At 68.0% G+C, this 23,240-nt stretch carries 18 protein-coding genes; 4 read left to right on the forward strand and 14 right to left on the reverse strand.

Going from position 1 to position 23,240, the window contains the following annotated elements; genetic code table 11:
• Nucleotides 1–123 precede the first annotated feature (123 nt).
• Nucleotides 124–678 (reverse strand): DUF7523 family protein, encoded by a 555-nt coding sequence (locus NO889_RS03215; protein ID WP_256410815.1) that lies wholly within the window; start codon nt 676–678, stop codon nt 124–126.
• 188 nt (nt 679–866) lie between these two features.
• On the opposite strand from NO889_RS03215, the gene NO889_RS03220 reads away from it, so the two are divergent.
• Both NO889_RS03220 and NO889_RS03225 read left to right on the forward strand, forming a co-directional pair.
• A complete protein-coding gene (locus tag NO889_RS03220) occupies nt 867–1,736 on the forward strand; it encodes a CbiX/SirB N-terminal domain-containing protein (RefSeq protein ID WP_256410816.1) in 870 nt (289 codons plus the stop codon).
• Nucleotides 1,737–1,738: 2 nt separating this feature from the next.
• Nucleotides 1,739–2,947 carry a DR2241 family protein gene (locus NO889_RS03225; protein ID WP_256410817.1) on the forward strand — a complete coding sequence of 403 codons (1,209 nt, stop codon included), beginning with the start codon at nt 1,739–1,741 and terminating at the stop codon, nt 2,945–2,947.
• A gap of 68 nt (nt 2,948–3,015) precedes the next feature.
• Here the strand turns inward: NO889_RS03225 and polC are convergent, their stop codons facing one another.
• From polC to NO889_RS03250, 5 genes are all read right to left on the reverse strand, one after another.
• Entirely contained in the window at nt 3,016–8,094 is a 5,079-nt protein-coding gene (gene polC / locus NO889_RS03230; protein ID WP_256410818.1) for a DNA polymerase II large subunit, read from the reverse strand.
• A gap of 31 nt (nt 8,095–8,125) precedes the next feature.
• Entirely contained in the window at nt 8,126–8,545 is a 420-nt protein-coding gene (locus NO889_RS03235; protein WP_256410819.1) for a PPC domain-containing DNA-binding protein, read from the reverse strand.
• A gap of 196 nt (nt 8,546–8,741) precedes the next feature.
• Nucleotides 8,742–9,113: a NifU family protein gene (locus NO889_RS03240; RefSeq protein ID WP_256410820.1), complete on the reverse strand. Its 372-nt coding sequence runs from the start codon at nt 9,111–9,113 to the stop codon at nt 8,742–8,744.
• Nucleotides 9,114–9,169: 56 nt separating this feature from the next.
• Nucleotides 9,170–9,496, reverse strand: a complete 327-nt coding sequence (locus tag NO889_RS03245; protein ID WP_256410821.1) for a DUF5783 family protein — start codon at nt 9,494–9,496, stop codon at nt 9,170–9,172.
• Nucleotides 9,497–9,864: 368 nt separating this feature from the next.
• Entirely contained in the window at nt 9,865–10,878 is a 1,014-nt protein-coding gene (locus tag NO889_RS03250; protein WP_256410822.1) for an AI-2E family transporter, read from the reverse strand.
• 229 nt (nt 10,879–11,107) lie between these two features.
• On the opposite strand from NO889_RS03250, the gene NO889_RS03255 reads away from it, so the two are divergent.
• Nucleotides 11,108–12,409, forward strand: coding sequence for a TIGR00341 family protein (locus NO889_RS03255; protein ID WP_256410823.1), 1,302 nt, complete (start codon nt 11,108–11,110; stop codon nt 12,407–12,409).
• 17 nt (nt 12,410–12,426) lie between these two features.
• Here the strand turns inward: NO889_RS03255 and NO889_RS03260 are convergent, their stop codons facing one another.
• The 8 genes from NO889_RS03260 to NO889_RS03295 all read right to left on the reverse strand — a co-directional run bounded on the left by NO889_RS03260 (nt 12,427) and on the right by NO889_RS03295 (nt 22,599).
• A complete protein-coding gene (locus NO889_RS03260) occupies nt 12,427–14,433 on the reverse strand; it encodes an SLC13 family permease (RefSeq protein ID WP_256410824.1) in 2,007 nt (668 codons plus the stop codon).
• A 197-nt stretch (nt 14,434–14,630) separates the two neighbouring features.
• Nucleotides 14,631–16,058: a dihydrolipoyl dehydrogenase gene (lpdA, locus tag NO889_RS03265; RefSeq protein WP_256410825.1), complete on the reverse strand. Its 1,428-nt coding sequence runs from the start codon at nt 16,056–16,058 to the stop codon at nt 14,631–14,633.
• Nucleotides 16,058–17,647, reverse strand: coding sequence for a dihydrolipoamide acetyltransferase family protein (locus tag NO889_RS03270; protein WP_256410826.1), 1,590 nt, complete (start codon nt 17,645–17,647; stop codon nt 16,058–16,060). Before NO889_RS03270 ends, lpdA begins: the two co-directional genes overlap by 1 nt.
• Nucleotides 17,644–18,636: an alpha-ketoacid dehydrogenase subunit beta gene (locus tag NO889_RS03275; RefSeq protein ID WP_256410827.1), complete on the reverse strand. Its 993-nt coding sequence runs from the start codon at nt 18,634–18,636 to the stop codon at nt 17,644–17,646. The genes NO889_RS03270 and NO889_RS03275 overlap by 4 nt, the downstream gene beginning before the upstream one ends.
• Nucleotides 18,637–19,740 (reverse strand): pyruvate dehydrogenase (acetyl-transferring) E1 component subunit alpha, encoded by a 1,104-nt coding sequence (pdhA, locus tag NO889_RS03280; protein WP_256410828.1) that lies wholly within the window; start codon nt 19,738–19,740, stop codon nt 18,637–18,639.
• A gap of 731 nt (nt 19,741–20,471) precedes the next feature.
• Nucleotides 20,472–20,876, reverse strand: a complete 405-nt coding sequence (locus NO889_RS03285) for a DUF8146 domain-containing protein (protein ID WP_066412396.1) — start codon at nt 20,874–20,876, stop codon at nt 20,472–20,474.
• A gap of 120 nt (nt 20,877–20,996) precedes the next feature.
• A complete protein-coding gene (locus tag NO889_RS03290; protein ID WP_256410829.1) occupies nt 20,997–21,671 on the reverse strand; it encodes an RPA family protein in 675 nt (224 codons plus the stop codon).
• 1 nt (nt 21,672) lies between these two features.
• Entirely contained in the window at nt 21,673–22,599 is a 927-nt protein-coding gene (locus tag NO889_RS03295; protein ID WP_256410830.1) for a replication factor A, read from the reverse strand.
• Nucleotides 22,600–22,928: 329 nt separating this feature from the next.
• Here NO889_RS03295 and NO889_RS03300 point away from each other — a divergent pair, with 329 nt between their 5' ends.
• A complete protein-coding gene (locus NO889_RS03300; RefSeq protein ID WP_256410831.1) occupies nt 22,929–23,231 on the forward strand; it encodes a DUF7091 family protein in 303 nt (100 codons plus the stop codon).
• Nucleotides 23,232–23,240: the final 9 nt, after the last annotated feature.

Consider the following 23,240-nt stretch of genomic DNA (forward strand, 5'->3'; position numbering starts at 1 on the left):
ACACACGGTGGGCATCCAGGACCGCCGCCGGCGGCGTATTTCGCAACCGGGAACGACGCGCTCGTTCGAAACCGACGGGCGATCGTTCACCGCGGTCGCGTTCGCTTCGCAGTATCGGCCGATCTATCCGTCCTCGTCGCTCGGGACCGCGGCCAGCGCGTCCTCGACGACCCGGAGCGCCGTCGCGCCGTCGCGCCTACCGACGACCGCGACGAGCGAGCCGTCGTCGTCCCCCGCGACCGCGACGCCCGCGGCCGCGACCGCGACGCCGACCGCGTCGAGCCGGGAGAGCGCGGCCGCCAGCGCGGCAGCGTCGACCTCGCCGGTCGCGAGCAGCGCGGTGTGCGAGCCGTCCGGGACGACCGCCGCGCCGCCGACTCGAAGCAGCGACTCGCCGTCGTCGCCGTCGCCGCCCGCTCCACCCGCCTCGTCGTCGGTCACGACCCCGACGCCGCTCCGCATCGTGACGCTCGCGGTTCGGGCCGCGGTCGCGTACGCCGGGAGGTCCTCGCGGAACCGGCGGAGCGCGGTCGCGACCGCGTCCTCGTCGCCGTCGAGGTCGGTCGACTCGACGAGCCACGCGGCGGCCGCGCTGTGGTTCAGGACTCCCGCGCGGAGCGCGTCGAGGAGGAAGGGATGGTCCCGGACCGCCTCGCGGGTGTCGGCTGCCAGCGACATGCTCGCTTCTGTGCGAGCGGTCGACATGTCGGTTTCGGTCGGCGTGCGCCGGGGTCGGCGTGCGCCGGGGTCGGCGTGCGCCGGGGTCGGTCGGCGCGCGACCGTCCCGCTCCGGACCGTTCGCCTGAGCGTTCCCACGCCCTCGCAGCCTCCGAAGTCCCTAAGAGCGGCGCGCCCCCAGATCGGGTATGCAGTCGCTCGTCATCGTCGCGCACGGCTCCCACCTCAACCCGGAATCGAGCGCGCCGACCTACGCACACGCCGACACGATCCGCGCGTCCGGGGCGTTCGACGAGGTGAAGACCGGGTTCTGGAAGGAGGAACCGCACTTCCGGGAGGTGCTCCGCACCGTCGAGGGCGACGAGGTGTACGTCGTCCCGCTTTTCGTCTCCGAGGGCTACTTCACCGAACAGGTGATCCCCCGCGAGCTTCGACTGGAGGGGTGGGACGTCTCCGAGTGGGACTCCGACGGCCTCTCCGCGGACCAGGCCACGCTCGTCGCCGAGGACGTCGACCGCGAGGTCCACTACTGCGGCCCCGTCGGCACCCACCGCGCGATGACGGACGTGATCGTCCGGCGCGCGGAGTCGGTCACCGGCGACTCCGACGTGGGCGAGGGATTTGGGCTGGCGGTCGTCGGCCACGGTACCGAGCGCAACGAGAACTCGGCGAAGGCGATCGAGTACCACGCCGACCGGATCGCGGAACGCGATCGCTTCGACGAGGTGGAGGCGCTCTACATGGACGAGGACCCCGAAGTCGACGACCTCCCGGAGTACTTCGAGAGCGACGACGTCGTCTTGGTCCCGCTCTTCATCGCCGACGGCTACCACACCCAGGAGGACATCCCGGAGGACGTGGGGCTCTGTGAGGACCACACGGAGGGCTACGACGTGCCGACCGCGGTCGACGGCACCCGGATCTGGTACGCCGGCGCGGTGGGCACCGAACCCCTCATGGCCGACGTGATCTTGGAGCGCGCGGCGGACGCCGGGGCCGACCTCGGCGACGCGCTCGCGACCGTGCGTGAAACCACTCGCGTCGCCGCGGGGGACTGATCGTGGCGGACTCCACTCCTACCGCGTCCGAGGCCGCTGCAACCGGAGACGACCCCGACGTCCCCGATATCGACCTCCCGAGCGACGCCTTCGACGCGGTGCTCGACGAACTCGGCGATCCCGACGACCCCGACGACGAGCTCCGGTTCGAGGGGTTCACGGTCGCCGTCTCGGGCGACGGTCGCGCCGGCGACGCCGACGCCCGCTACGTCCTCGACCCGGCCGGCGACGATCCCCGAACGGGTCTGAGCGAGCGCGACCTCCACGCGGCGCTCGCCGAGCGCGCGGCCGCCGTCACCGACTGGTACGTCTTCGAGCGCGTCGTCGGCGAGTTCGGCCCCCGGCGCGCGTTCCTGCGGTGGATCGAGGACGCCGACGGTGCGACCGTGGCCGCCCGGTACGCCGCGCTCGCGGCGGGGGTAGAGCGCGCGTGGGGGCAGCTCCGGATCACCGCCCGCGTCACCGACCGCGGCGAGCGCCGGTACGAGGTGCGCCACGAGGCCGACGCGGGCGTCCCCCGCGAGGAGCTGACCGTCCACGACGACCCGCTCGACGCCCGCGACATCGTCAAACTCGACGAGCGGGGACGCTACCGGCCGCTGAAGACCGCGCCCACGCTGCGCGGCGGGTGGATCTTCCCCGACGTGGGGCCGAAGGCGGTCTACGAGACGGTCGAGACGATCTATCCGGCCACGATCGCCAACTGGCACCGCGAGCGCGAGGGCGAACTCGACGTGAGCCACTGGCGCGAGACGATGGAGCGGCAGTCCGGCATCTACGGCGTGATCCGGACGTGGGACCGCGGTGAGGGATACGAGCACGTGAACTGGGTCGCCGAGGCCTGCTGTGACGACTCGCAGTGTCTGAAACGCCGGGAGTGGGAGTACGACGACGAGACCGACCTCGACGTCGACGGCGGCGACGGCGTCTTCCCCTGCCGGGAGCCGTGTTCGGTCGTCGTGAGCGCCGCCCGCAAGTGGACGCGCCTTGAGAGCGAGCAGTCCAGAACGTACGCGTTCGAGCTCACGCCGAGCGAGAAGGAGCAGCTCGAGGCGATCGTCGACGCGGTCGCGGACGGCCGGATCGACGAGATCCGCGAGGCGGACACGAAGGAGGGGGCGAACCGCTACCGCGCCCGGTTCCTCCGCGCGAAGCTGTTCGACGAGGACGGGAACCTCGGCGGCGTGCCGACCGACCCCGACGACGAGTAGCCGCGAGTTCGCCGCGAGTTCGTCGCAGTCGGGTCGCCGTCGCTACATCGCCGTCGACCCGCGGCCGCTCACATGAAGTCGGCGATGCCCGACTGCTTGTTGGTGTCGTCTTCGAAGATCGACTCCAGGGCGTCCTCGAGCACGTACAGCCGCTGTTTGGTGTAGGGCCGGCAGCCGAACCGCTCCGCGACCTCGATGGCGGTGTCGACGTACTTGCTCACGGATCCCTCGTGGACGGTGAGGTTCACCCGGCCGCCGCACTCCCGGCAGTCGCCCGAGAGGGGCATCCGCCGGTACTTCTCGCCGCAGTCGAGACACCGCGTCTCCTGGCGCGAGAACGCCCGCAGGTTCCCGATGATGTCCGGCAGGAAGTGGTACTCGATGACGCGTTCCGCCACGTCCGTCTCGTCGACCGCGCGGACCTTCCGGGCCAGCTCCAGTTGGGCGTCCATCTTCTCCATCATGTCGCCGAGCGTCTTGTACGCCGAGAGGTCCGGCCCCATCGCGATGTCGGTCGTGTCGTGGGTGTGGTCGAACCCGCGGTACTCGTCGTCGGTGCCGAGCGTGTCCTCGCCCAGTTGGATCCGCTCTTCGACCGCCCCCGGATCCGCCATCTCGCGGGTCGCCTCGTAGAACGCCAGCGGGTACCGCCGCACGACGTCCATGTTGTGCGCCTCGTCGTCGATCTCCGAGGGGTCGATCCGCGAGGACATCACGAGCGGCGCGTCCATGCGACCGCCGCGCTGGTCCGGCAGAAACGTCTTCGAGAAGTTGAGAAGCCCGTCCATGAGCAGCATCACGCAATCCTCGTCACCATCACATTGATCTGCTGATATATCATTTGCTATTAACGAATGGGTCTCCTCCACGGTGAGACAGTAGACGTGATCGGTGTCACTCTCGACAAACTCGATCTCTCTAATACTATCTAGTAGGTAGTCACCGGATCCACCGTCCGAAGCGACAGACGTACCCGGTTTGATCGATGAGACATTCGTCTCCAGTCGATCCTCCTTTCTGGTGAGGTGGAATCCGGCCACCTCGGAGAAGCGTACGGCTTCGCGCGAGGAAATGACAATGATGTACGCCTGCGAAGTGAGACGAGTGTCGGTCTCATCGTAGAAGTCCGGGAACTTATCTTGGAGTTGAGCGCGCTTCGGTCGGTCAATTTTCGCGTGGATGTCGAGTCGTCTCAGAAGCCCGATCAGGTCCTCACGAAGTTCTTCGCTTATTGTGGTTGCCGTGATGCGAAGTGATCCCTTGGCCACGCTGCCATCGCCGCTGAAGTACCCGCTCAGGTACGCACCGACGACCTCGTCAGATGCATCGAATATTTGATCGGGGACGCGTTTCGTATGCGCGTACACACCGGCATCGAGTACCGAGTCGAAGAACGCACGCAACAGGCGACCGGAGACGGTCACTTTCGCGTGATTCTCTTCGTACGGATCGACACCGAACTCCTCCCGCAGAACGTCGACGAAGAACTCTCGCGCTTCCGACTCGGTTCCACAGATCGTCGTTTGGTGAATGGTGCCCTTCGGTGTCTCCTGTTCGCGAGCGAATCCCTCGGCCGCGTAGTAGCCGAGCAACGTCGTGACGCGCCGGTTGAGCTCGACGATCCGGTTGATCTCAGTGCGGTCACGTTTCATCCCGAGCGTCACGTCTTCCGGGACGAACTCGAGCAGTTCGTCGAGCGAGGAGAAACACCGCTGAAGATACGACGCGGGGAAACTCTCGCGGTACAGGTAGTTACTCAGCGTCTTCTTGTTCGTCTCGAACACTTCGGTCATACTCTGGAGCGGGTAGAACCGTCCCTCCCAGTCGTCGGCGAACGCGTCCTCGAAGAGTTCGTACAGCCGATCCTTGTCCAACCCTGTTATCATGAGGCGGTCGGTCGGAACCGCTTCGGATCGAATGAACTCGGCGAGCAGATCGAACCGACGTGAACTCCGATCGCCGTCGTCGTTCCCGACCGAATCGGGGATGACCAGCTCGTCGGTCGTATCGAGGTCTCGCGCTTCGACACCGACGATCGAGTCCTCCTCTACGTCGTACACGTGGACTCCGTGATCCGGGGTGACGGTTATCGATCGTCCGGAGTCAGTCCGAACCCGTACGAGGTGATCCGGCGCTTCGTGTTTACTGACCGCTTCCACCGGACGAGAGACTCGATCCCCGTCGGCGGTCAAGGCGGGAACGTACAGATCTCCATCGACGTCCTCCAGCTTGCCGACTGCAGTTCCGAAGTCGTCGAATTCGACATCGGATCGATCGAGATACGTCTCGACGAACGCCTCGATCTCGTCGTATCGGAGGCGACCGGTCTCGTCCTCGTACCAGATCTTCGTCTCCGGGTGGAAGCAGTTCCGACGTTTCGCGGCGTGAAAGTACGGATGCGCGTAGCCGACCGCGGCCGAGGTGAACCCCACGACCCGGCCGACGGTCGCGGCGCTCGTGTGCGGGGCCATCCCGAAGACGAGCTCGCCGACGAGGTCGTCGCGCTCGTTGACCTCGTAGAAGCGCGGGAGGTCGTAGAACTGCGCGAGGAGGTCGTCGACGAAGTCGGCGGTCCGTAGCATGTGTTCGGCCGCGCCGTCCGAGAGCACGACGTCCTGGACTTTGAGCTCGACGAGCTGGTCGTCGTGACGCAGCGGGTCGCCGTCGATGTCGGTCTCGTACCCCAGCTCCCGGAAGTGGTCGGCGGTGACGTCGAGCTCCTCGGGGCGGACCGACGTGACCGGGAGGTCGGTCATGTCGTACCGGACCGTCCCGTCCTTGAACGAGGTGACGCCGTTCTTCGCGCGTAAGATCCCCTTCTCGATGGGTTCGGGCGTCTTGTTCGTCGAGGTGAGCCCCTGGACCCCTTTGAGGATCTCGAAGGCGGACTCGCGCTCGCCGACCGATTCGAGCGCCGAGCGGTAGGCGTCGTTGAGGTCGACCTCCTGGTAGGTCGCCGCTGTGACCTCCCACTCACAGCGCGGGCACTCGATTCGCCCGGCCTCGTCGGGCTCGCAGACGGTGCCGCAGTCGCCGCACTCGTAGTGGGGCTCGGTGTGGGTGCCACAGTCGGGACACGAGGGACGATAGGTGTGGGTGCCGCAGTCGGGACACGCGCGATCCGCGACCTCGAGTTCGTGGCGGCCGCGTCGCCCGCGGTCGTCCATCGTCCGGGCCGCCTCGGCGACGTCGCGCTGCGGGCCGCCGGCCTCGTTGATCGGGAACAGCGTGTGGACCGCCGGCGAGAGGTCGCGGCTCTCCGACTTCTCCGGACGGCCCATCCGGTTGCCGATCCGGACCGGGGCGCGCTCGCGAACCTCGAATGACGCGATCGCGTTCACGGCTCGCACCGCGTTGTCGCCGCCGTCCCACTCGCGGGCGGCCGCCGGGAGCTCGTCCCACTCCCTCCGGAGCCCGTCGTCGACCCCGAGCGAGCGCGCGAGCGGCCGCCACGTCGGGACCCGGAGCGAATCGGGCGTGGCGGCGTGTTCGACGAGCAGCCGTTCGAGCGCGCTCGCGATCCGATCGGTACGTTCGATCGCCAGCACGCCCTCGACGATCTCGCCGCCCGCGACCGCGTCGGCGAGCGCCTCGAACTCGGCGACCGACACGTCGTGCCAGAGGTAGGTGTACTCGGGGTGGAGCGGGCAGTCGTACGACGCCGCCCACTCGAGCGCCTCCTCGGGGTCCGGGTGTTCGAGGTCGACGTTGGGATCGTCGTCGAGCGCCTGGACGTCCGCGCCCGCCGCCTCGAACTCCTGGACCCACCACTCGTAGACGTACGAGGCCGGCACGAGCGGATGGTTGTTCTCGACGAACTCCCCGTAGTTGACGAGGTACTCGCCCAGATCGAGGATCTCCTCCACGCCGTTGCGGACGGCGAGCGCCTCCTCGGGGTCGTCGATCCGCCGGACCTCGCCGTTCGCGAGCTTCACCGTCGGGCCCTCGATGGAGTCGACCGGAACGACGCCCGCGGCCTTTCCCGGACGCTCGGTCTTTATCTGCGTCCCGGTCGCGAGGAAGTCGTCCACGAGGTGCATCGTCGCCGGGTGCACGCCCGCGGTCGCGAAGCCGTGGTTTCTCGCGCGGCCGTACCGGAGCCGGAACCCGCCGTCCTCCGACGGGTGCGTGAACACCGGCCGCCCGGCGATCAGGTCCCGCAGGAACTTCTGTGAGGGCTTCGGCCGGGGCGGTCCGGCGGGGCTGGCATCGTCGGACCGTCCGTCCGCGCTCGCGTCGTCGCCTCCGCGTTCGTCGCCCTCGCGTTCGTCGCTCGCGCCCTCGTCCTCGCCCCCGTCTCCGTCCTTCCCGATCGTCCCGTCGATGAGGTCCTGGAGCCACGGCCAGTCGACCTCCTCGAGGTCGCGAGTGTACCGCTGGATCTTCGGGGCCTTCAACGCGATCCCCTCGGCGGCGACGAGACACATCCCGCCGCGTGCGGAGTTGGTGTCGACCCGTTCGAGGTCGCGGAAGCCGGAGACCTCCTCGTCGCCGGTCGCCTCCCCGTCGAGCATGATGGGGATGTTCTCCGCGATGAACTTCGCCTCCTCGTCCTTCGGCGTGTACTGAAGCCCGGTTTCGCGGTCGTAGAGGGCGATCTCCTCGGCGTATCGCTCGACCTCCTCGGTCCGCGCGTGGTACTCGTCGATCCCCAGAAGGGCCCGCGCGTAGTCGGCCACCAGGACCGAGAGCGCCTGTGCGGTCCCGCCCGCGGACCGGATCGGGCCCGCGTAGTAGACGTTGATGAACTCGGTGCCGTCGTCGTTCCGTAACAGCTCGACGCGGTCGATCCCCTCGATCGGCGCGGCGACGACCCCCTCGGTGAGCAGCGCCACGGCGGTCCGAACCGCGCCCTCGATCTTGCCGGCGCGGGAGTCGTAGTCGCCGACGGTCCCCTCGACGAAGTCCGTGACGAGCTCGAGGGCGGCCTCCTCGCGGGACATCTCGCCTTCCAGCTCGCGGACGCGGTCCGCGACCCCGTCGATCCCGAGGATGTTCTCGACGCGGTCGGCCATGTCGCGTGCGACCGGGATCTCGATCTCCGGTTCGGGATCTTTCCCCTGTGCCTTCGCCGTCTCCGCGACCTCGAAGGCCTCGTCGAGCCGCTCCTCGATCCGCGCGAAGTAGCGCTCGTCGTCCGACCTCATCGCCGCCGGGTCGGAGCCGTCGATCCCGACATCAGAGCCATAGGTCCAGGTCGGTGACCGGGTCGTGTTCGCGCTCGAGCGGCTCGGCGAACGCCCGAAGGTGACACTCGCCTGCCCAGACGGTCGCCGAGTCGAGGTGGCCGGCGAGCGCCTGTCCGCTCGGCCGCGACAGCACAGCGTGGGTGTGCGCGAACGCGTCTCCCTCCAGAAGCGAGACGTTGCCGACGCAGGCGGCGACCTCGAGCGGCTCGTCGAAGGTCACCGACCGGTACTCCGTCTCCTCCTGGTCGTAGAACCAGACCTCCGCGTCCTGGACCGCGCCGAGCGCCGAGAACCACCCGGCGTCGACGTCCTCCTCGCGGGCGAGGTCCTCGATCTCCTCACGCCAGTCGGCCCCCGTCTCGAACCGCGCGACGTACTCCGCCGTCGGTTCGACTTCGCGGTACTGCATAGAAACCGGTGACGGGCCGCGGGACAAAAAGCCTTCAGTCGGGCTGGGCGAGCGCGTGGACGTTCTTTCGATATCGCGATATGAAGTGTATCGAGTCGAGGGGGCGGGTCCGGGGTCGAACGAGCGATCTCGAAAAACGCGGCTGCTATCGGCTGTACGACGAGAAAACGCGAGAAAACGGTTCGACCGCCGAGACTCAGAAGGGGGCCTGCGGCCCCTCGTCGTCGTCGCCGTCGGTCGTCTCGCCGGGGAAGGAGGGGGACATGCCGCCGCCGGTGCTGCCGAGGTCGCCGTCGGCGCCCGCACCCATGCCCGTGTCGGCGTGAACGGTCTCGATCTCGGGGATCTCCTTGACCATCCGGGACTTGATCGCCTGGATCGTCATCGGGGAGATGCCACAGCCCGAACACGCTCCGCCGAGCTGGATCTGGACCTCGCCGCTCTCGCGGTCGAGGTGGCTGATCGCGGCGCTCCCGCCGTGCATCTGGATCTGCGGGAAGTTGCGCCGCAGGAAGTTCGTGATCCGCTCGCGGAGGTCGTTGTCCGCGTCGCTCGTATCCGTGCTCATGGCTCCGAGTTGGCGGTCGGTCGGCTTATGCCTTTGGTTCGGGGGGGATCTCCGGGCTATTCGGGGGCGTCGACGCCCAGCGTCCGGTAGAGCTCCGTCTCGATCCGGTCGACGTACTCCTCGAGCGTCGCCTCGAACGTCTCGTCGTCGACGAGGACGCCCTGGAGCCGCTCGCGGGGGTTTTCCGGGAGTTCGACGCGGAACTCGCCGTCCTCGTAGGTCGGCTCGGATTCGTTGAGCACCATCTGGTCGATCCCGTGGATAAGCTCGGAGTCGTAACGCTCGTTCATTTGGTTGAACGCGTTCTTGTACGCCCGCTGGAGTTCGGGGAAGTAGTGGACGTACTTGTCCTCGAACTTCTCGGGGTCGAACTCGTCGGCCATGTCGAGATCCAGGGACCGCCGGGGAAAAAGCCGGTCGATCCGCCGGGGGCGACCCCGAACGCCGACGTGATCGACCGACGTGTCGGCGTACGACCGTTCCGAGGGATCTCGAGGCCGAGCCGAATATGAATCATATTTCGCGATATTAAATAGGATCCCGTCGACCAACCCACGGTGAGGGCGTTCCGAATCAGGTCCCGGAGGTTCCCGTTTCTCGTGCCTGCCCGAGACGTGACGATCCCCCGCCCTACGGCGATCGGTGCCTCGCCCGAAGTCTCCCCGGCGAGACCGGAAGGTTCGGCGCCGATTCGACACCCCGAGGTCGGGGACACGACTCGGCGGTCGTGCGATCGACCACGAACGGTCGTTCAGGCGTCGCTCCGGTCGAGCCGGGGCCAGTCGTCCAACCCGACGCGGAGAGCGGCTTTGAGTGCTCCGAGAACGACGGGGCCGAAGAACAGCCCCATGATCCCGAACGCGTACGCTCCTCCGAGAATACCGAGGAGGATGACGGCGGGATTGAGCTTCGCGTATCTGTCGACGGCGAACGGACGGAGATAGTCGTCGGTGAGCCCGACCACGATGACGCTGTAGGCGAACAGTCCGACGGCGAGCAACGGTTCGCCCGTGAGGTACAGGTAGACCACCGCCCCGCCCCAGACGGGGATCGCACCGACGAGCGGAACCATGGCGAGAACGACCATAACGGCCGTCCAGAACGGCGCGTTGGGAACGCCGGTAGCGACGAGTCCGACTCCGGCGACGACCCCCTGGACGACGGCGACGAAGACGTGTCCGAAGAGAACGCCCCACATCACGTCGTTGATCTCGGCGTAGAGGTCGCGCTGGGTATCCGCCGGAAGGGGGACCGTTCGGTGGATCCAGTCGACCAAGTCGTCACCGTCCTTGAGGAGGTAGTAGACGAGAAAGAGCGCCAACGCGATCCCGATGAGGTGGAAGGTGATCGTACCGAACGCCTGGGTCGACCGTTCGAATACGATCGTCCCGATCTCCCGTCCCGAGGTGACGATCTCGCCCACGATGTCGACCTCCAGTCCGGTGAGCTCCCCGATCCGGGATTCGACCACCGCGATCTGTACCGTGTCAGCGTCGACGTCGCGAAGGATCCGGTCGGCGCTGTCCACGACGGTCGCGAGGACGACGACGAACGGTGCGACGAATCCGGCGACCGCCAGGGCGACGAGCGAGAGTGCGGCTACCATCGGCGATACGTACGCTTCGAGACGGATCTGTAGCGGGTAGAGCACGTAGGCGAGGAGGACGGCACCGAGGACGTACTGGAGAAACGGCCGGATCAGTAGGACCGACAACAGGAGGAGAGCGACGATGAGGGCGAGAACGAACCCCTTGCTGAGATTCACGACTGCGAGTTCATCGAGCAGTGACAAAAAGATTCGACGTCATCACGGCTGTAGACCGCGTTTGCCGCCGTCGACCGTCGGGGGAATCCGGATCGACCCTCGACCGTTCCGCGGGTTTCGTCGACTCGCTCCCGAGAGGAGTTCGTCACTCGCATTCCGTTCGATCGGCCACGACTGGATTTTTCCGGACACGAAACCATTTATCCTGTACGGGCGAGTCGTGGTATCCATGGCTCGGCTCGTTTTCGTGACCGTCCCGGTAGGGAAACGGGACGCCGTTCTCGACGTTCTGACGGACGAAGGAATCAATTACACCCTCACCGACGAGACGAGCAGCCGCGAATACGCCTGTGCCGTTCACTTTCCGCTCCCGACGAACGCCGTCGAGCCCATCCTTGACCGGCTCCGGGAGAACGGGGTAAACGACGATGCGATCACGGTGACGGTCGAGACGCAAACCGTCGTCTCACGCGATTACGACCGGCTCGCGGAGCGGTTCACGGAAGACGACGACAGTCCGGAGCAGATCGCCCGCGAGGAGCTACAGAGCGCGGCCGAGAACCTCGTCCCCGCGTCGATCCCCGTATACGCCGGCATGACAATCGTCAGCGCGATCATCGCAACGGCCGGTCTGCTCCTCGATTCCGCGGCCGTCGTCGTCGGATCGATGGTGATCGCGCCCCTGATCGGCCCCGCAATGGCTGCGAGCGTCGGGACGGTGTTTCGCGACCGCTCGCTCTTCCGAGACGGCATCAAGCTTCAGGTGTTCGGGCTCGTTCTCTCGATCGTCAGTGCGGCCCTCTTCGCGTTCGCCGTCAAGCGCGGAAACCTCGTCCCGCCCGGATTGGATATCCTGGCGATCCCGCAGATCCGTGAACGGTTTCGCCCGGACGTGCTTTCGCTCGTCGTCGCCCTCGGCTCGGGCGTCGCGGGAGTGATCAGCCTCGCGTCCGGGCTCTCTTCGGCGCTGGTCGGCGTCATGATCGCGGTCGCCCTCATCCCGCCGGCCGCGACGGTCGGCATCGGTCTCGCGTGGGGGACGCCGGCGTTGGTTCTCGGCTCGGGAGTCCTGCTCCTCGTCAACGTCCTCTCAATCAACCTCGCCGCACTCGTCATGTTGTGGTACATGGGATATCGGCCGGTCCGGTGGATCAACGTCGAACAGACCCGGCAGACGTTTCTCAAGCGAGTCGGCGTGCTCCTGCTCAGTATCCTCCTGTTGTCCGCCTTCCTCGGCGCGGTCACGTTTTCGTCGTTTCAGACCGCGACTGCGGAGCAATCGATCCAGAACGAGGTCGAGACGACCCTCGACGAACCGGCGTATTCGGAGTTCATCCTCCTGGACGTCGAGTTCGAGTACTCGGAAAACCTTCTCGCTCAGGAACCCTCGCAAGTAACCATCCAGATCGGAGCGCCTCCGGGGGATATCCCTCCCGAACTCGGCGAACGGTTGGACGCCCAAGTCGATCAGGCCGCGGGACGTAACGTCGACGTTCAGATCCGATACGTCACGACTCAACAACCGCCTTGATCCGGTTCGACACGTAGTCACAGCCCCCAGAAAACCGTGATGCCGACGGTCGTGACGATCGTCAGTATCAGTTGTAAGGGTGCGCCGACGCGTGCGAAGTCGGTGAACTTGTACCCGCCCGGTCCGTAGACCATCAGGTTCGTCTGGTAACCGACGGGCGTCAGTAGCGGGGTGCTGGCCGCGAAGGTCACGGCCATCGCGAACGCGAACGGATTGGCGCCGAGCTGTCCGGCGACCTCGACGCCGACCGGCAACATCAACACCACGCTGGCCGAGTTACTGACCATCTCCGTGATCAGCGCCGTCCCCAGATAGAACAGTCCGAGGACCGCGATCACGGGGAGGAGGACGCCCACGGAGACGATGACGTCGGCGATGACGTCCGCCGTCCCGGAGGCCTCGACCGCGATGCCGAGCGGGATGACGCCCGCCACCATGAAGATCACCTGCCAGTCGATGGCGTCGTACGCTTCCTCGGGCGTCAGGATGCCCGTAAAGAACATCGCCGCGACGCCCGTCAGCGCACTCACCATGAGCGTGAGGACGTCGAGTGCTGCGAGTCCGAGGGCGCCGGCGAGGATCCCCAACGCGATGGGGATCTTCGACCGGTCGAACTCTTCCCACCCGTCCTCGCCCGCGATGGCGACGTTCGTGTCCCTCGCGATGCGATCGAGCACCTGGTCGGACGCCTGGACGAGGATGACGTCGCCGGCCCGTAAACGGACCTCCCGGAGACGCTGACGGATCACCTCGTCGCCGCGCCGGATCGCCAGAACCGTCACGTCGTAGTCGCGCTCGAAGTCCGCGACACCGCTGCGCCGACTCGACCAGGGGCCGGGCAACAACACGACTTCGGTGAGTTCGATCTCCTCGTCGGGGGGCTCCTCGTCCGTCTCGTCACCGTCCTCTTCCGTGTCTTCGCTAGACGCCTCGCTCTCTGCGAGAGAGTCGCTGGCCTCCGCGTCGGGCGGCTCCCAGCCGTGACGCCGCGGTGAGAAGCCGGGCGGGAGGGACGCGTCGTCCTCCGCGGCCGCCTCCATGACCTCCGGCAACAGCCGGAGGTGGTCGTGTTCGATGACCTCCTGGAGGGTTTCCTGATCGGCCCTGACGGAGAGGACGTCGCCGGCCCGGATCCGTTCCGATCCGAGTCCGTGGGCGAGCGTTCGGTCGCCACGAACGATCTGGAACACGTCGAGATCGAGGTCCTGCCCGCTCAGTTCCTCGACCCGAGAACCGACGAGCGGCGAGTCCTCCATGACGACGACGTCGGTGAGATAGTCGGTCATGCCGAACGCGTCGGTGGGCGACTCCGCCGGCTCGATCCGGACCGGAGTGAGGTATCGACCGACGGTGAGCAGATACACGATCCCCACGAGCAGGACGACGGCCCCCAGGTGCGTGAACTCGAGCAGCGAGAACGGCCGCGCGTCGGGGCCGCCCACCTGAACCCACACCTCGCTCGCCAGGAGGTTCGTTATCGTCCCGACGACGGTGAGCATGCCGCCCAGCATCGAGGCGAACGACAGCGGGATCAGGAGCTTCGAGGGCGACGTCTTCGTTTGCCGAGCGAGGTTCATTATGGCGGGGATCAACACGGCGACGACCGAGACGTTGCTGACGACCCCGCCCGGCGGCCCGGAGAGCGTGACGGTGGCGAGCAGCTGCCGGAACTCGTCGTCCCCGGCGAACGCGATCAGTTTCCGCGTGAGGATCTGGATGACGCCGGTCCGTCGGACGCCCTCGCTCAGCACGAACATCGCCAGCACGGTGAGCGTCGCGGGGTTCGAGAACCCGGAGACGCCCTGCTCCGGAGACACGCCGGTCCACTCGCCGAGGAGGACGAGCGCGACGACGAGCCCGACCGCAGTGGCGTCGATCGGAACCGGCTGGGTAACGAAGAGGACGAAGACGGTGGCGATGAGTGCCAACACGACGAGCACGTCGATCGAGAGCGGAAGCGATCCGGGGAGCGGCTGTAGGGGCCATCCGGCGCTCGAAGCGGAGAGGAGTGAGAGAGAACTCATTCGTTCGTCGTTCCCGGAGTTCGCTCGATTCCCACATAGCATTTGGGTTCCCTCCGGGTGACGCGGTCGTCTCCCGCAGTTTTGCGGGACGACGCTCGACGAGCGCGTCCGTCGGGGGACGGTTCGACGTTCGTCGACGCGCGACGCTCACGGCGGCGGACGGGTGAGCCGGACAGTTCGGGCCGAAGAGAGCGCGCCTACCGGTTCAGCGTGTGGATCGCCTGCCCCTGCGCGTTCTCGGCGGCCTCCATCACGGCCTCCGAGAGCGTCGGGTGGGTGTGAACCGTCGCGGCGACGTCCTCGAGCGTCGCCCCCATCTCGATCGCGAGCCCGACCTCCGCGATCAGCTCCGAAGCCTCCGGACCGACGATCTGCGCGCCGAGGACGAACCCCTCGTCCGCGTCGGCGACGATCCGGACGAACCCGTCGGTGTGGCCGGTCGTCAGCGCGCGCCCGGAGGCGTTGAAGGGCATCTCGCCGACCGCGACGTCGAAGCCGGCCTCCTCGGCGTCGGTCTCGGTCATCCCGACGGTTCCGATCTCGGGGTCGGTGAAGACGGCGGCGGGGATCGCCCGCTGGTCGAGCGCGGCCGGCTCGCCGGCGATCGTCTCGGCGGCGACGATCCCCTCCTTGGAGGCGGCGTGCGCGAGCATCGGCTCGCCCGCGACGTCGCCGACGGCGTGGACGTGCTCGACCGCGCTCCGGGTCCGGTCGTCCGTCTCGATGAACCCCCGATCGTCGGTCTCGATCCCTGCCCGCTCGAGATCGAGCCCGTCGGTGACGGGTTCGCGGCCGACCGCGACGAGGACCCTGTCGGCGGGGTACGTCGACTCCTCGCCCGCCTCCGTCTCCGTGTGGACGAGGTAGCCGCCGTCGCTCGCCTCCGACCAGCCGGTCGCGCCCTCGCCGAAGCTGAACTCGATTCCCAGATCCTCGGCGCGCTTCCGGACGACGCGTTTCACGTCGTCCTCGTAGGGATCGAGGACGTCCTCGAGCATCTCGACGACCGTGACGTCCGCGCCGAGCTTCGCGTAGACCGTCGCGAGCTCCATCCCGATGTAGCCGCCGCCGCCGACGACGAGGCGGTCGGGGACGCTCTCGGCCGAGAGCGCGGCCGCGGAGTTCCAGACGTGCTCGTCGGCGAAGGAGAAGCCGGGGATCTCGACCGGCCGGGAGCCGGTGGCGACGATCGCGTGCTCGAACTCGATCGACTCCGACCCCTGCCCGTCGCCGCCGTGGGCGACGCGGACCGTCTGGTCGTCGACGAACGAGGCGGCCCCCTCGATCAGGTTCACGCCGTTGGCCTTACACAGCTTCTCGACGCCGCCCGTGAGCCGGTCGACGACGCCCTCCTTCCACTCGATCATGCGCGCGAGGTCGACGGCCGGGTCGGCGTGGATCCCCATCTCCTCGGCGGTGCCCGCCTCGTGGGCGAGCCCGCTCGCCGTGATGAGCGCCTTCGAGGGGATACAACCCCGGTTGAGACACGCCCCGCCGTAGGCGTCCTTCTCGACCAGCGTCACGTCGAGTCCCTTCTGTGCGGCGCGGATCGCGGCGACGTAGCCGCCCGGCCCCGCGCCGATCACCAGTACCTCCGTTCCCGTCGAGATGTCTCCGACCACCATCACTCGTTCAACAGCAGCAGTGGCTCTTCAAGATGGTCCATCACGACGTTCGCGAACTCGGCGGCGACCGCGCCGTCGACGACCCGATGGTCGATCGACAGCGACAGCGGCAGCGTCGAGGCCGGAACGACCTCGTGACCCGTTCCATCTCCGGACCGCTCCCGCACGACGGGGCGCTTCTCGACCGCGCCGAGCCCCAGAACGGCGGTCTCGGGGTAGTTGATGATCGGCGTCGCGTACTCCCCGCCGATCGCGCCGAAGTTCGTCAGCGTGAACGTGCTCCCGCGCAGCTCCTCGGGCGCGAGCGACCGGTCGCGCGCCCGCGACGCGAGGTCGCTCACCTCGGCGGCCAGCTCGAAGAGTCCCTTCTCGTCGACGTCCTCGATTACGGGGACCATCAGTCCCGCATCGGTCGCGACCGCGACGCCGAAGTGGTACTCGTCTTTCAAGACGATCTCCTCGGCCTCCTCGCGGAGCTCGCTGTTGAGGATCGGGTACTCCCGCAGCCCCGCGAGGACCGCCTTCATCACGAACGGCAGGTAGGTGAGTTTCACCCCCACCTCCGCCGCCCTCGGTTTCAGCCGCTCGCGGGCGGCAACGAGCGCGTCGACCTCGGCGGTGTCGTGGTGGGTGACGTGCGGAGCCGTGAACTTCGACTGCTCCATGCGCTCGCCGATCGTCCGGCGGACGCCCCGGTACGGGATCGTCTCTCCCGGCGCGTCGGTCGCCGGATCGGCCGGCGTCGGCTCCGTTTCCACGCCCGATCCACCCTCGCCGGCGGGCGGCGCGGCCTCGTCGTCCGGCCGCGCGCTCGCTTCGGCGTACGCCCGGACGTGCTCCTCCGCGACGAACGCCTCGCCCTCGCGCGTCTCGTCGGTGGGCACGTCGTCGAGATCGACGCCCAGGTCGTTCGCCAGTTTCCGGGTCGCCGGCGTCGAGAGGGTCCGATCCCGGCCGGCGGGCTCGGGACCGGAGCCCGGTTCCGCCGCGGTCGTCGCGCCCGCCCCCTCCGCGGAGCCCCGCTTGCTCACCGCCGACTTCCGGTCACCGGTGTCCATCTCGACCGGCTTCGGGTCGGTCGCGTCGTCCTCGTCGGGATCGGATCCCTCGGCGTCGGCGTGCTCGCGCACGTCGCGCTCGTCGACCCGACCGCCGGGACCGCTCCCGTCGACCGCGGAGAGGTCGACGCCGAGCTCGCGCGCCAGCCGACGGACCGACGGCGGGGCGAACGTGCGGCGCGACGGGGAACCCGATTCCGCCTCGACGGAGGTCGGCTCCGAGTCGTCGGGTTCCGCGTCGGTCGGCTTCGTATCGCCGGATTCCGCGTCGGCCGACGCTCCGTCCGCCCCGCCGACGCGGAACGAGATGATGACGTCGCCGACGGGGACGACCTCCCCCTCCTCGACGAACAGCTCCTCGACGACGCCGTCGTAGCTGGAGGGGACCTCCACGAGCGCCTTGTCCGTCTCGACCTCGGCGACGGGCTGGTCCTCCTCGACGCGGTCGCCGGGCGCGACCAGCCACGAGACCAGTTCGCCCTCGGCGACCCCCTCGCCGACGTCCGGCAGCCGGAACTCCTTGACCGTCATGGCTCGAACTCCGCGGCCTCCCTGATACCTTCCTCGATGCGCGTCGCGCTCGGGAGGTAGTAGTCCTCGAGCGCGTACAGCGGGTACGGCACGTCGAACCCGGTGATCCGCTCGATGGGGGCCTCCTGGTACAAGAGCGCCTCCTCCTGGAGGATCGCCGTGATCTCCGCGGCGAGTCCGGCGGTTCTCGGGGCCTCGTGGACGACCGCCGCGCGACCGGTCCGCTCGAAGGCGTCGACGATCGCCTCCCGGTCGAGCGGCGAGATCGTCCGCAGGTCGAGCACCTCGCACTCGATGCCGTCCTCGGCGAGCGCCTCGGCGGCCTCGAGGGTGGGACGCGTCATCGCGCCGTAGGTGAAGACGGCGACGTCGTCGCCCGCGCGCCTGGTCGTCGCCTCGCCGATCGGGACCGTGTACGGCTCCTCGGGAACCTCCTCGCGGAACGCGCGGTAGATCAGCTTCGGCTCGAGGAATATCACGGGATCGGGATCGCGGATCGACGCCGCGAGCAGTCCCTTCGTGTCGTACGGGGTGGAGGGGATCACGACCTTCAGCCCCGCCTCGTGGGCGTAGAAGGCCTCCTTCGACTCCGAGTGGTGTTCGGGCGCGCGGATCCCGCCGCCGTACGGCGCCCGGAGGGTCATCGGCAGCGTGAACCGGCCCCGCGAGCGGGCCCGGAACCGGGCCATGTGCGAGACGATCTGGTCGTAGCCGGGATACATGAACCCCGAGAACTGGATCTCTGGGACCGGCCGCATCCCCATGGCGGCCATCCCGACCGCGCAGCCGACGATGGCGGACTCCGCGAGGGGCGTGTCGACGACGCGGTCGCCGCCGAACTCCTCGTGGAGCCCCTCTGTCGCGCGGAAGACGCCGCCGTTCTTCCCGACGTCCTGGCCCATCACGACGACGTCGTCGTCCGCGCGGAGTTCGGTGTGGAGTCCGTCCCGTACCGCCTGTACCAGCGTGAGGTTCTGCGTGTCGCTCATTTATTCACCCAGGAAGGCCGCGTCGCCGCGTTCCTCGCGGAGCGCCGTGAGCTCCGCGTGCTGCGCCTCCAGTTCGGTCGGGAGCTCGGCGTAGGCGTGCTCGAACAGCGCCCGCGGCTCCGGTCTGGGGGCCGACTCCGCCGCCTCGATGGCGTCGGCGACGCGCGTCTCGACCTCGGCTTCGATCGCGTCGACCCGGTCGTCATCGAGGATCCCCTCGGCGCGGAGGTACCGCTCCAGCCGCGGGATCGGGTCCTTGCGCCGCCACCGCTCGACCTCGTCGTCGTCGCGGTAGACGGTGGGATCGTCGGCGGTGGTGTGCGCGCCGAAGCGGTACTGGACCGCCTCGATCAGCGTCGGGCGGAGCCGGCTCTCGGGAGGATTCCGCGCCTTCTCGAGGGCCGCCGCCGTGACCGCGTACACCGCGAGCGGGTCCATCCCGTCGACCTGGACGCCGTCGAAGCCGTACGCCTCGGCCTTCCCCGCCAGCGTCGCGCTCCGCGTCTGCCGCTCGCGCGGGACGGAGATCGCCCACTGGTTGTTGTTACAGAAGAGGAGGGTCGGCGTGTCGAAGACGCCCGCGAAGTTACAGGCCTCGTGGAAGTCGCCCTCGCTCGTCGCGCCGTCGCCGAAGTAACAGACGAAGACGTCGTCCTCGCCCCGCAGCTTCGAGGCCCACGCCCCGCCGACCGCGTGGGGGACGTGCGAGGCGATCGGCACCGCGATCGGGAAGACGTTGACGTCGTCGGGCGCGCGCGCGCCGTCGCCGTGGCCCATCCAGTAGAGCAGCGTCTTCTCCGGCGGAAGCCCGTGGACGAACGCCGCGCCGTGCTCGCGGTAGGAGGGAACGATCCAGTCGTCCTCGGCGAGCGCGGTCGCCGACCCGATCTGTGCGCCCTCCTGACCCGACAGCGGCGGGTACGTCCCCATCCGCCCCTGCCGTTGGAGACTCACCGCCCGCCCGTCGAAGTGCCGGGCGAGCCGCATGTCGCGGTAGATCCCGACGAGCGCGTCCTCGTCGAGGTCGGGCACGTCGCCGACGACCGTGCCGTCCTCGTCGAGGACGCGAACGGGGTCGTCGTACGCCCTGTCGAACACGTTCACGGTCGGGGACACCTCGTCATGGGAGTACAGTCCGACGCCTGGGTAATATCCTTTTCGTCGGTGGGTTTACGATGGGCAGGAATCTCGCCGATGAGATGACGGTTCGTTCACCAGAATAGGCCCTAACTGATGATATATAGATAATCGGACGGAGAAGTGGAATCCTTTTCGTCGGATCGCCGCGTTCGATGAATATCTCGAACAAACGTGATGGTTTCGCGGGCGACGGGACGGTCGGGTGCGAGCGTCGTCGGTGCGGTGGCGCGTGCCGACGAGCGGCCGGAGGCCGCGAGTCGCACACGCGAGGGACGCTGCGAGCGGGGCGAGGGACGAACGGAGTGAGTCCCTCGATAAGCGAGCGGCGAAGCCGCGAGCCGCGAGCAGCGAGGCTGGGGAGGCGTGAGGTGCGGGTGCGTTCCCGCGAGCGCAACGAGCGGGAGCACGGGAGTCGCAGCCCGCGCAGCGAGCGAGCAGGACCGTCTTCCGGTGGTGCTGTGGGAGCGGGACTCAACGGGGCAGCCGCCGGGGGTGTTGCCGCCGGCTGCGGGAGGCGCGTAGCGCCCCGCGGCTGGGGCTTTGGCGGTGGTCACCGCGCCAGCGACGGTCTCCACTCGATCGAGACCGCTCCGTGGCGAACGGGCGTTTCGGACGGAAACACGTCCGAAACGTAGGCTCTCAAGGACCGGAAGGGAACCCTACGGCTCGGCGAGGAGGACCGAACGGCCGGGCGACTATCCGAGTCGGAAGGAGGGCTCGTCCGGCTCGCCGTCGAGGTCCTCGAGTTGGATCACGTCCTCGTCCTCGTCCTCGAGCTGCTCGCGGAGGTAGTTGACGTAGCGTTTGTGCTCCTCGAGCTGCTCGCGGAGGTGGTCGGCCTCGAGCTCCAGCCGTTCGTGCTCCCGGACGAAGCTCTTGGGGACCTCGATCTTCGGGGGGAACGACTCGCCGCTGTCGCCCATGCTCTCGAGCTCCGCCTCGGGAATGACGCGGACCTGTCCGTCGTGGGCAACGAGCGTATCCACGTAGTCCCGGAAGACGGCCGAAAGCGAGATGTCCCGCTCCTCGGCGATGTCTCGGAGGGTCTCGAAGGCGTCCTCGTTGACGCGGAACGAGATCGTCTTGTTCTTGTTGCCCATCACGCCCCGATCGTCGCGCGGACTACTTAAACATTTGTCAGACGGTGGCAGACGTCCGGTCGCGCCGGTTCGGAAAAACGAACCGTCGGGGCGGCGTCGGATCCCGGACGTGCCAGGCGATCAGGTCCCGGTCGCGTCGGGCGCTTCCGCATCCTCGACCGCGCCGTCTCCCGCGGTTGACCCGTCCGCGGCGGGGTCGTCGTCCCCGTCGTCGGCGAGTTCGTCGGCGTCGTCGAGGTCCTCGAGCGCAGACAGCGCCGCCGCCTTGTACGTCTCGGGGTCGAGGTCGTACTCCTCGCGGGCCATCCGCGCGTACTCGTTGCCCTCGTCGTCGAAGGCGGCCACGCGCTCGATCGTTCGCTCGGCCGTCTCGGCGACCCAGCGGTCGCGGACGGTCGCGTCGACCTCCGTGATCGACTCCGGGCGGACCGAGACGCGGACCGTCCCGTCGTCGGTCTCGTACGTCCGGGGCTTGCCGACGACCGCGACGTACGCGGGCGGCTCCAGGTCTCGGAGCTTCGAGGCGGCCTCGGGCTGGTACTGGCCGGCGTAGACGAAGAACGTCCCGGTGGGGTCGACGACCCGGCCCCGCCAGTACTCCGAGTCCTCGCCGACGTCCTCCTTCTCGGTGAGAGTGCCGACGAAGAAGACGCGGTTGGCGGACTCCCCCGTCGGCAACAGCAGGTAGACGGGCGCGCGCTCGTCGTCGGACTCCTTGAACGTGTAGCCGGCGTCGTTGAACTCGCTCGCGAACACGCGCCGGGCGACCTCTCGGGTGGGGGTTGACTGGCTCATTTCAGATCGACCTCGCTTCGATCAGCGCGCTCTCGACGTCGACGGCACCGGGTTCCTCCATCTCGTCGACCAGGACGTACCGGCCGAACGTCGGCCCGGTGACGCGGTAGTAGCGGCCGAGCACGTCCTCGGCCATCTCCTCGGCGACGACGGTCGTGTCGAGCGCGTCCATCGCCATGTCCTTGGCCTCCTCGAGGCCCATCCCGGTGAGCTCCTCCGTGGCCTCGCGGTCGAAGATCACCTCGGTGACGGTCTCGCCGTCGTCGAGGACGCCCTTGATGCGCAGGTCGAACTCGCCGTCGACCTGACCGTGTTCCGAGCACCGCCCGTTCTGGAGGACGCGGGTACAGTCCTCCTCGGGGCAGCGCTTTATCAGCCCGGAGCCGGACTGGATGTCGACGAGGGCCCCCTCGACGGTCTCGGCGTTGTCGCCGACCTCGATCTCCTCGTCGATCTCCGTAATCTGTGTCGTCCGGTTGAGCTTCACCGAGTAGCTCCCCTCGTACTCGTCGGTGACGACGTTGGAGAGCTCGTAGGAGGTCCCCTCCTCCAGCTCGGGGAGATCGGAGGTCTCGAAGGCGACGAACTTGATCGTGCCCGACTCGTCGCCGACGAGCCCGACCTGCGAGATGGAGTCGCTTCTGGGCTCCCAGAGGTCGACGAGCTTCACGCGCAGGTCGACCCACCGCTCGTCCTCGTCGATGTCGTTCACCCGGACCCGCTCGGTGCCGCCCCGGCCGAGCTCGTCGCGCTCCATCCCGGCGTCGTCGAGGTAGCTGTTGGTGACGCTTCGGCGCGCCTCCTCGAGCGGTACGCGGTACTCGTTGACCAGGTTTTCGAGCCGCTCTTCGACCTCGTCGGGACCCACCTCGAGGTGGTCCGAGAACTGTTCCGCTATCGCCTCCGCTTCCTGTCGCAGTTCGCTCATGGGTGTCTCGCCTCCGGTCGTGTTTCAATGGGAGGCGTACGACGGTTGGTTCCTCATGATATTAAAACGACGGTGACCGCGGTGAAAGTGACGCTCGAACGGCCGAGCGCGGCTCGAGTCGACCGATCGTGGACGATCGATGGCTGGGCGTCTGACGCGCGTCGGTCACGCGCGGGCTGCGTTTCGAGTGGAACGTTCACACGGATGGGAGTTCGCGAACGGGTGACGTTCACGTTCGCGAACGGGGAGCGGTCACAGGGGTTCACGGGGGCGCTCTCGGCCGACCCGTCGGCAACGGACCTATACTCCGGGCGGTCGAAACCGACGGTATGGACGACCGGCTCGAACGAGTGATCCGCCAGCAGCTCCGGAAGGCCGGCCGGCAGTTCGAGGAGGCCAAGCGGGCGTACGCGGAGGGAAGAACGGGTCCCGACCGCGAGAACGCCGGCGCGGAGCGGTACGACCTGCCGACCGACGACGAGGGGCGCGCGCGGATCGTCTGCCGACGATACGCCGAAAGGCGGTCGGTGACCGTCGACGCCGAGGGGAGACCGGCCTGTTTCGAGTCGGGACACGCCGACTGCGAGGGGTGTGCGGAGGACGTACGGGACGGCTACGTCGAGACGTGGTAGCCGGGGAGG

The sequence above is a fragment of the Halorubrum rubrum genome (assembly GCF_024494685.1).
Taxonomy (GTDB): Archaea; Halobacteriota; Halobacteria; order Halobacteriales; family Haloferacaceae; genus Halorubrum; species Halorubrum rubrum.

Bases quoted from the DNA above. Each gene is read 5' to 3' on its own strand.
- NO889_RS03215 (WP_256410815.1), bottom strand. From the start codon at position 678: ATGTCGCTGGCAGCCGACACCCGCGAGGCGGTCCGGGACCATCCCTTC.
- NO889_RS03220 (WP_256410816.1), top strand. From the start codon at position 867: ATGCAGTCGCTCGTCATCGTCGCGCACGGCTCCCACCTCAACCCGGAA.
- polC (WP_256410818.1), bottom strand. From the start codon at position 8,094: ATGAGGTCGGACGACGAGCGCTACTTCGCGCGGATCGAGGAGCGGCTC.
- NO889_RS03235 (WP_256410819.1), bottom strand. From the start codon at position 8,545: ATGCAGTACCGCGAAGTCGAACCGACGGCGGAGTACGTCGCGCGGTTC.
- NO889_RS03240 (WP_256410820.1), bottom strand. From the start codon at position 9,113: ATGAGCACGGATACGAGCGACGCGGACAACGACCTCCGCGAGCGGATC.
- NO889_RS03245 (WP_256410821.1), bottom strand. From the start codon at position 9,496: ATGGCCGACGAGTTCGACCCCGAGAAGTTCGAGGACAAGTACGTCCAC.
- NO889_RS03255 (WP_256410823.1), top strand. From the start codon at position 11,108: ATGGCTCGGCTCGTTTTCGTGACCGTCCCGGTAGGGAAACGGGACGCC.
- NO889_RS03260 (WP_256410824.1), bottom strand. From the start codon at position 14,433: ATGAGTTCTCTCTCACTCCTCTCCGCTTCGAGCGCCGGATGGCCCCTA.
- lpdA (WP_256410825.1), bottom strand. From the start codon at position 16,058: ATGGTGGTCGGAGACATCTCGACGGGAACGGAGGTACTGGTGATCGGC.
- NO889_RS03270 (WP_256410826.1), bottom strand. From the start codon at position 17,647: ATGACGGTCAAGGAGTTCCGGCTGCCGGACGTCGGCGAGGGGGTCGCC.
- NO889_RS03275 (WP_256410827.1), bottom strand. From the start codon at position 18,636: ATGAGCGACACGCAGAACCTCACGCTGGTACAGGCGGTACGGGACGGA.
- NO889_RS03285 (WP_066412396.1), bottom strand. From the start codon at position 20,876: ATGGGCAACAAGAACAAGACGATCTCGTTCCGCGTCAACGAGGACGCC.
- NO889_RS03290 (WP_256410829.1), bottom strand. From the start codon at position 21,671: ATGAGCCAGTCAACCCCCACCCGAGAGGTCGCCCGGCGCGTGTTCGCG.
- NO889_RS03295 (WP_256410830.1), bottom strand. From the start codon at position 22,599: ATGAGCGAACTGCGACAGGAAGCGGAGGCGATAGCGGAACAGTTCTCG.
- NO889_RS03300 (WP_256410831.1), top strand. From the start codon at position 22,929: ATGGACGACCGGCTCGAACGAGTGATCCGCCAGCAGCTCCGGAAGGCC.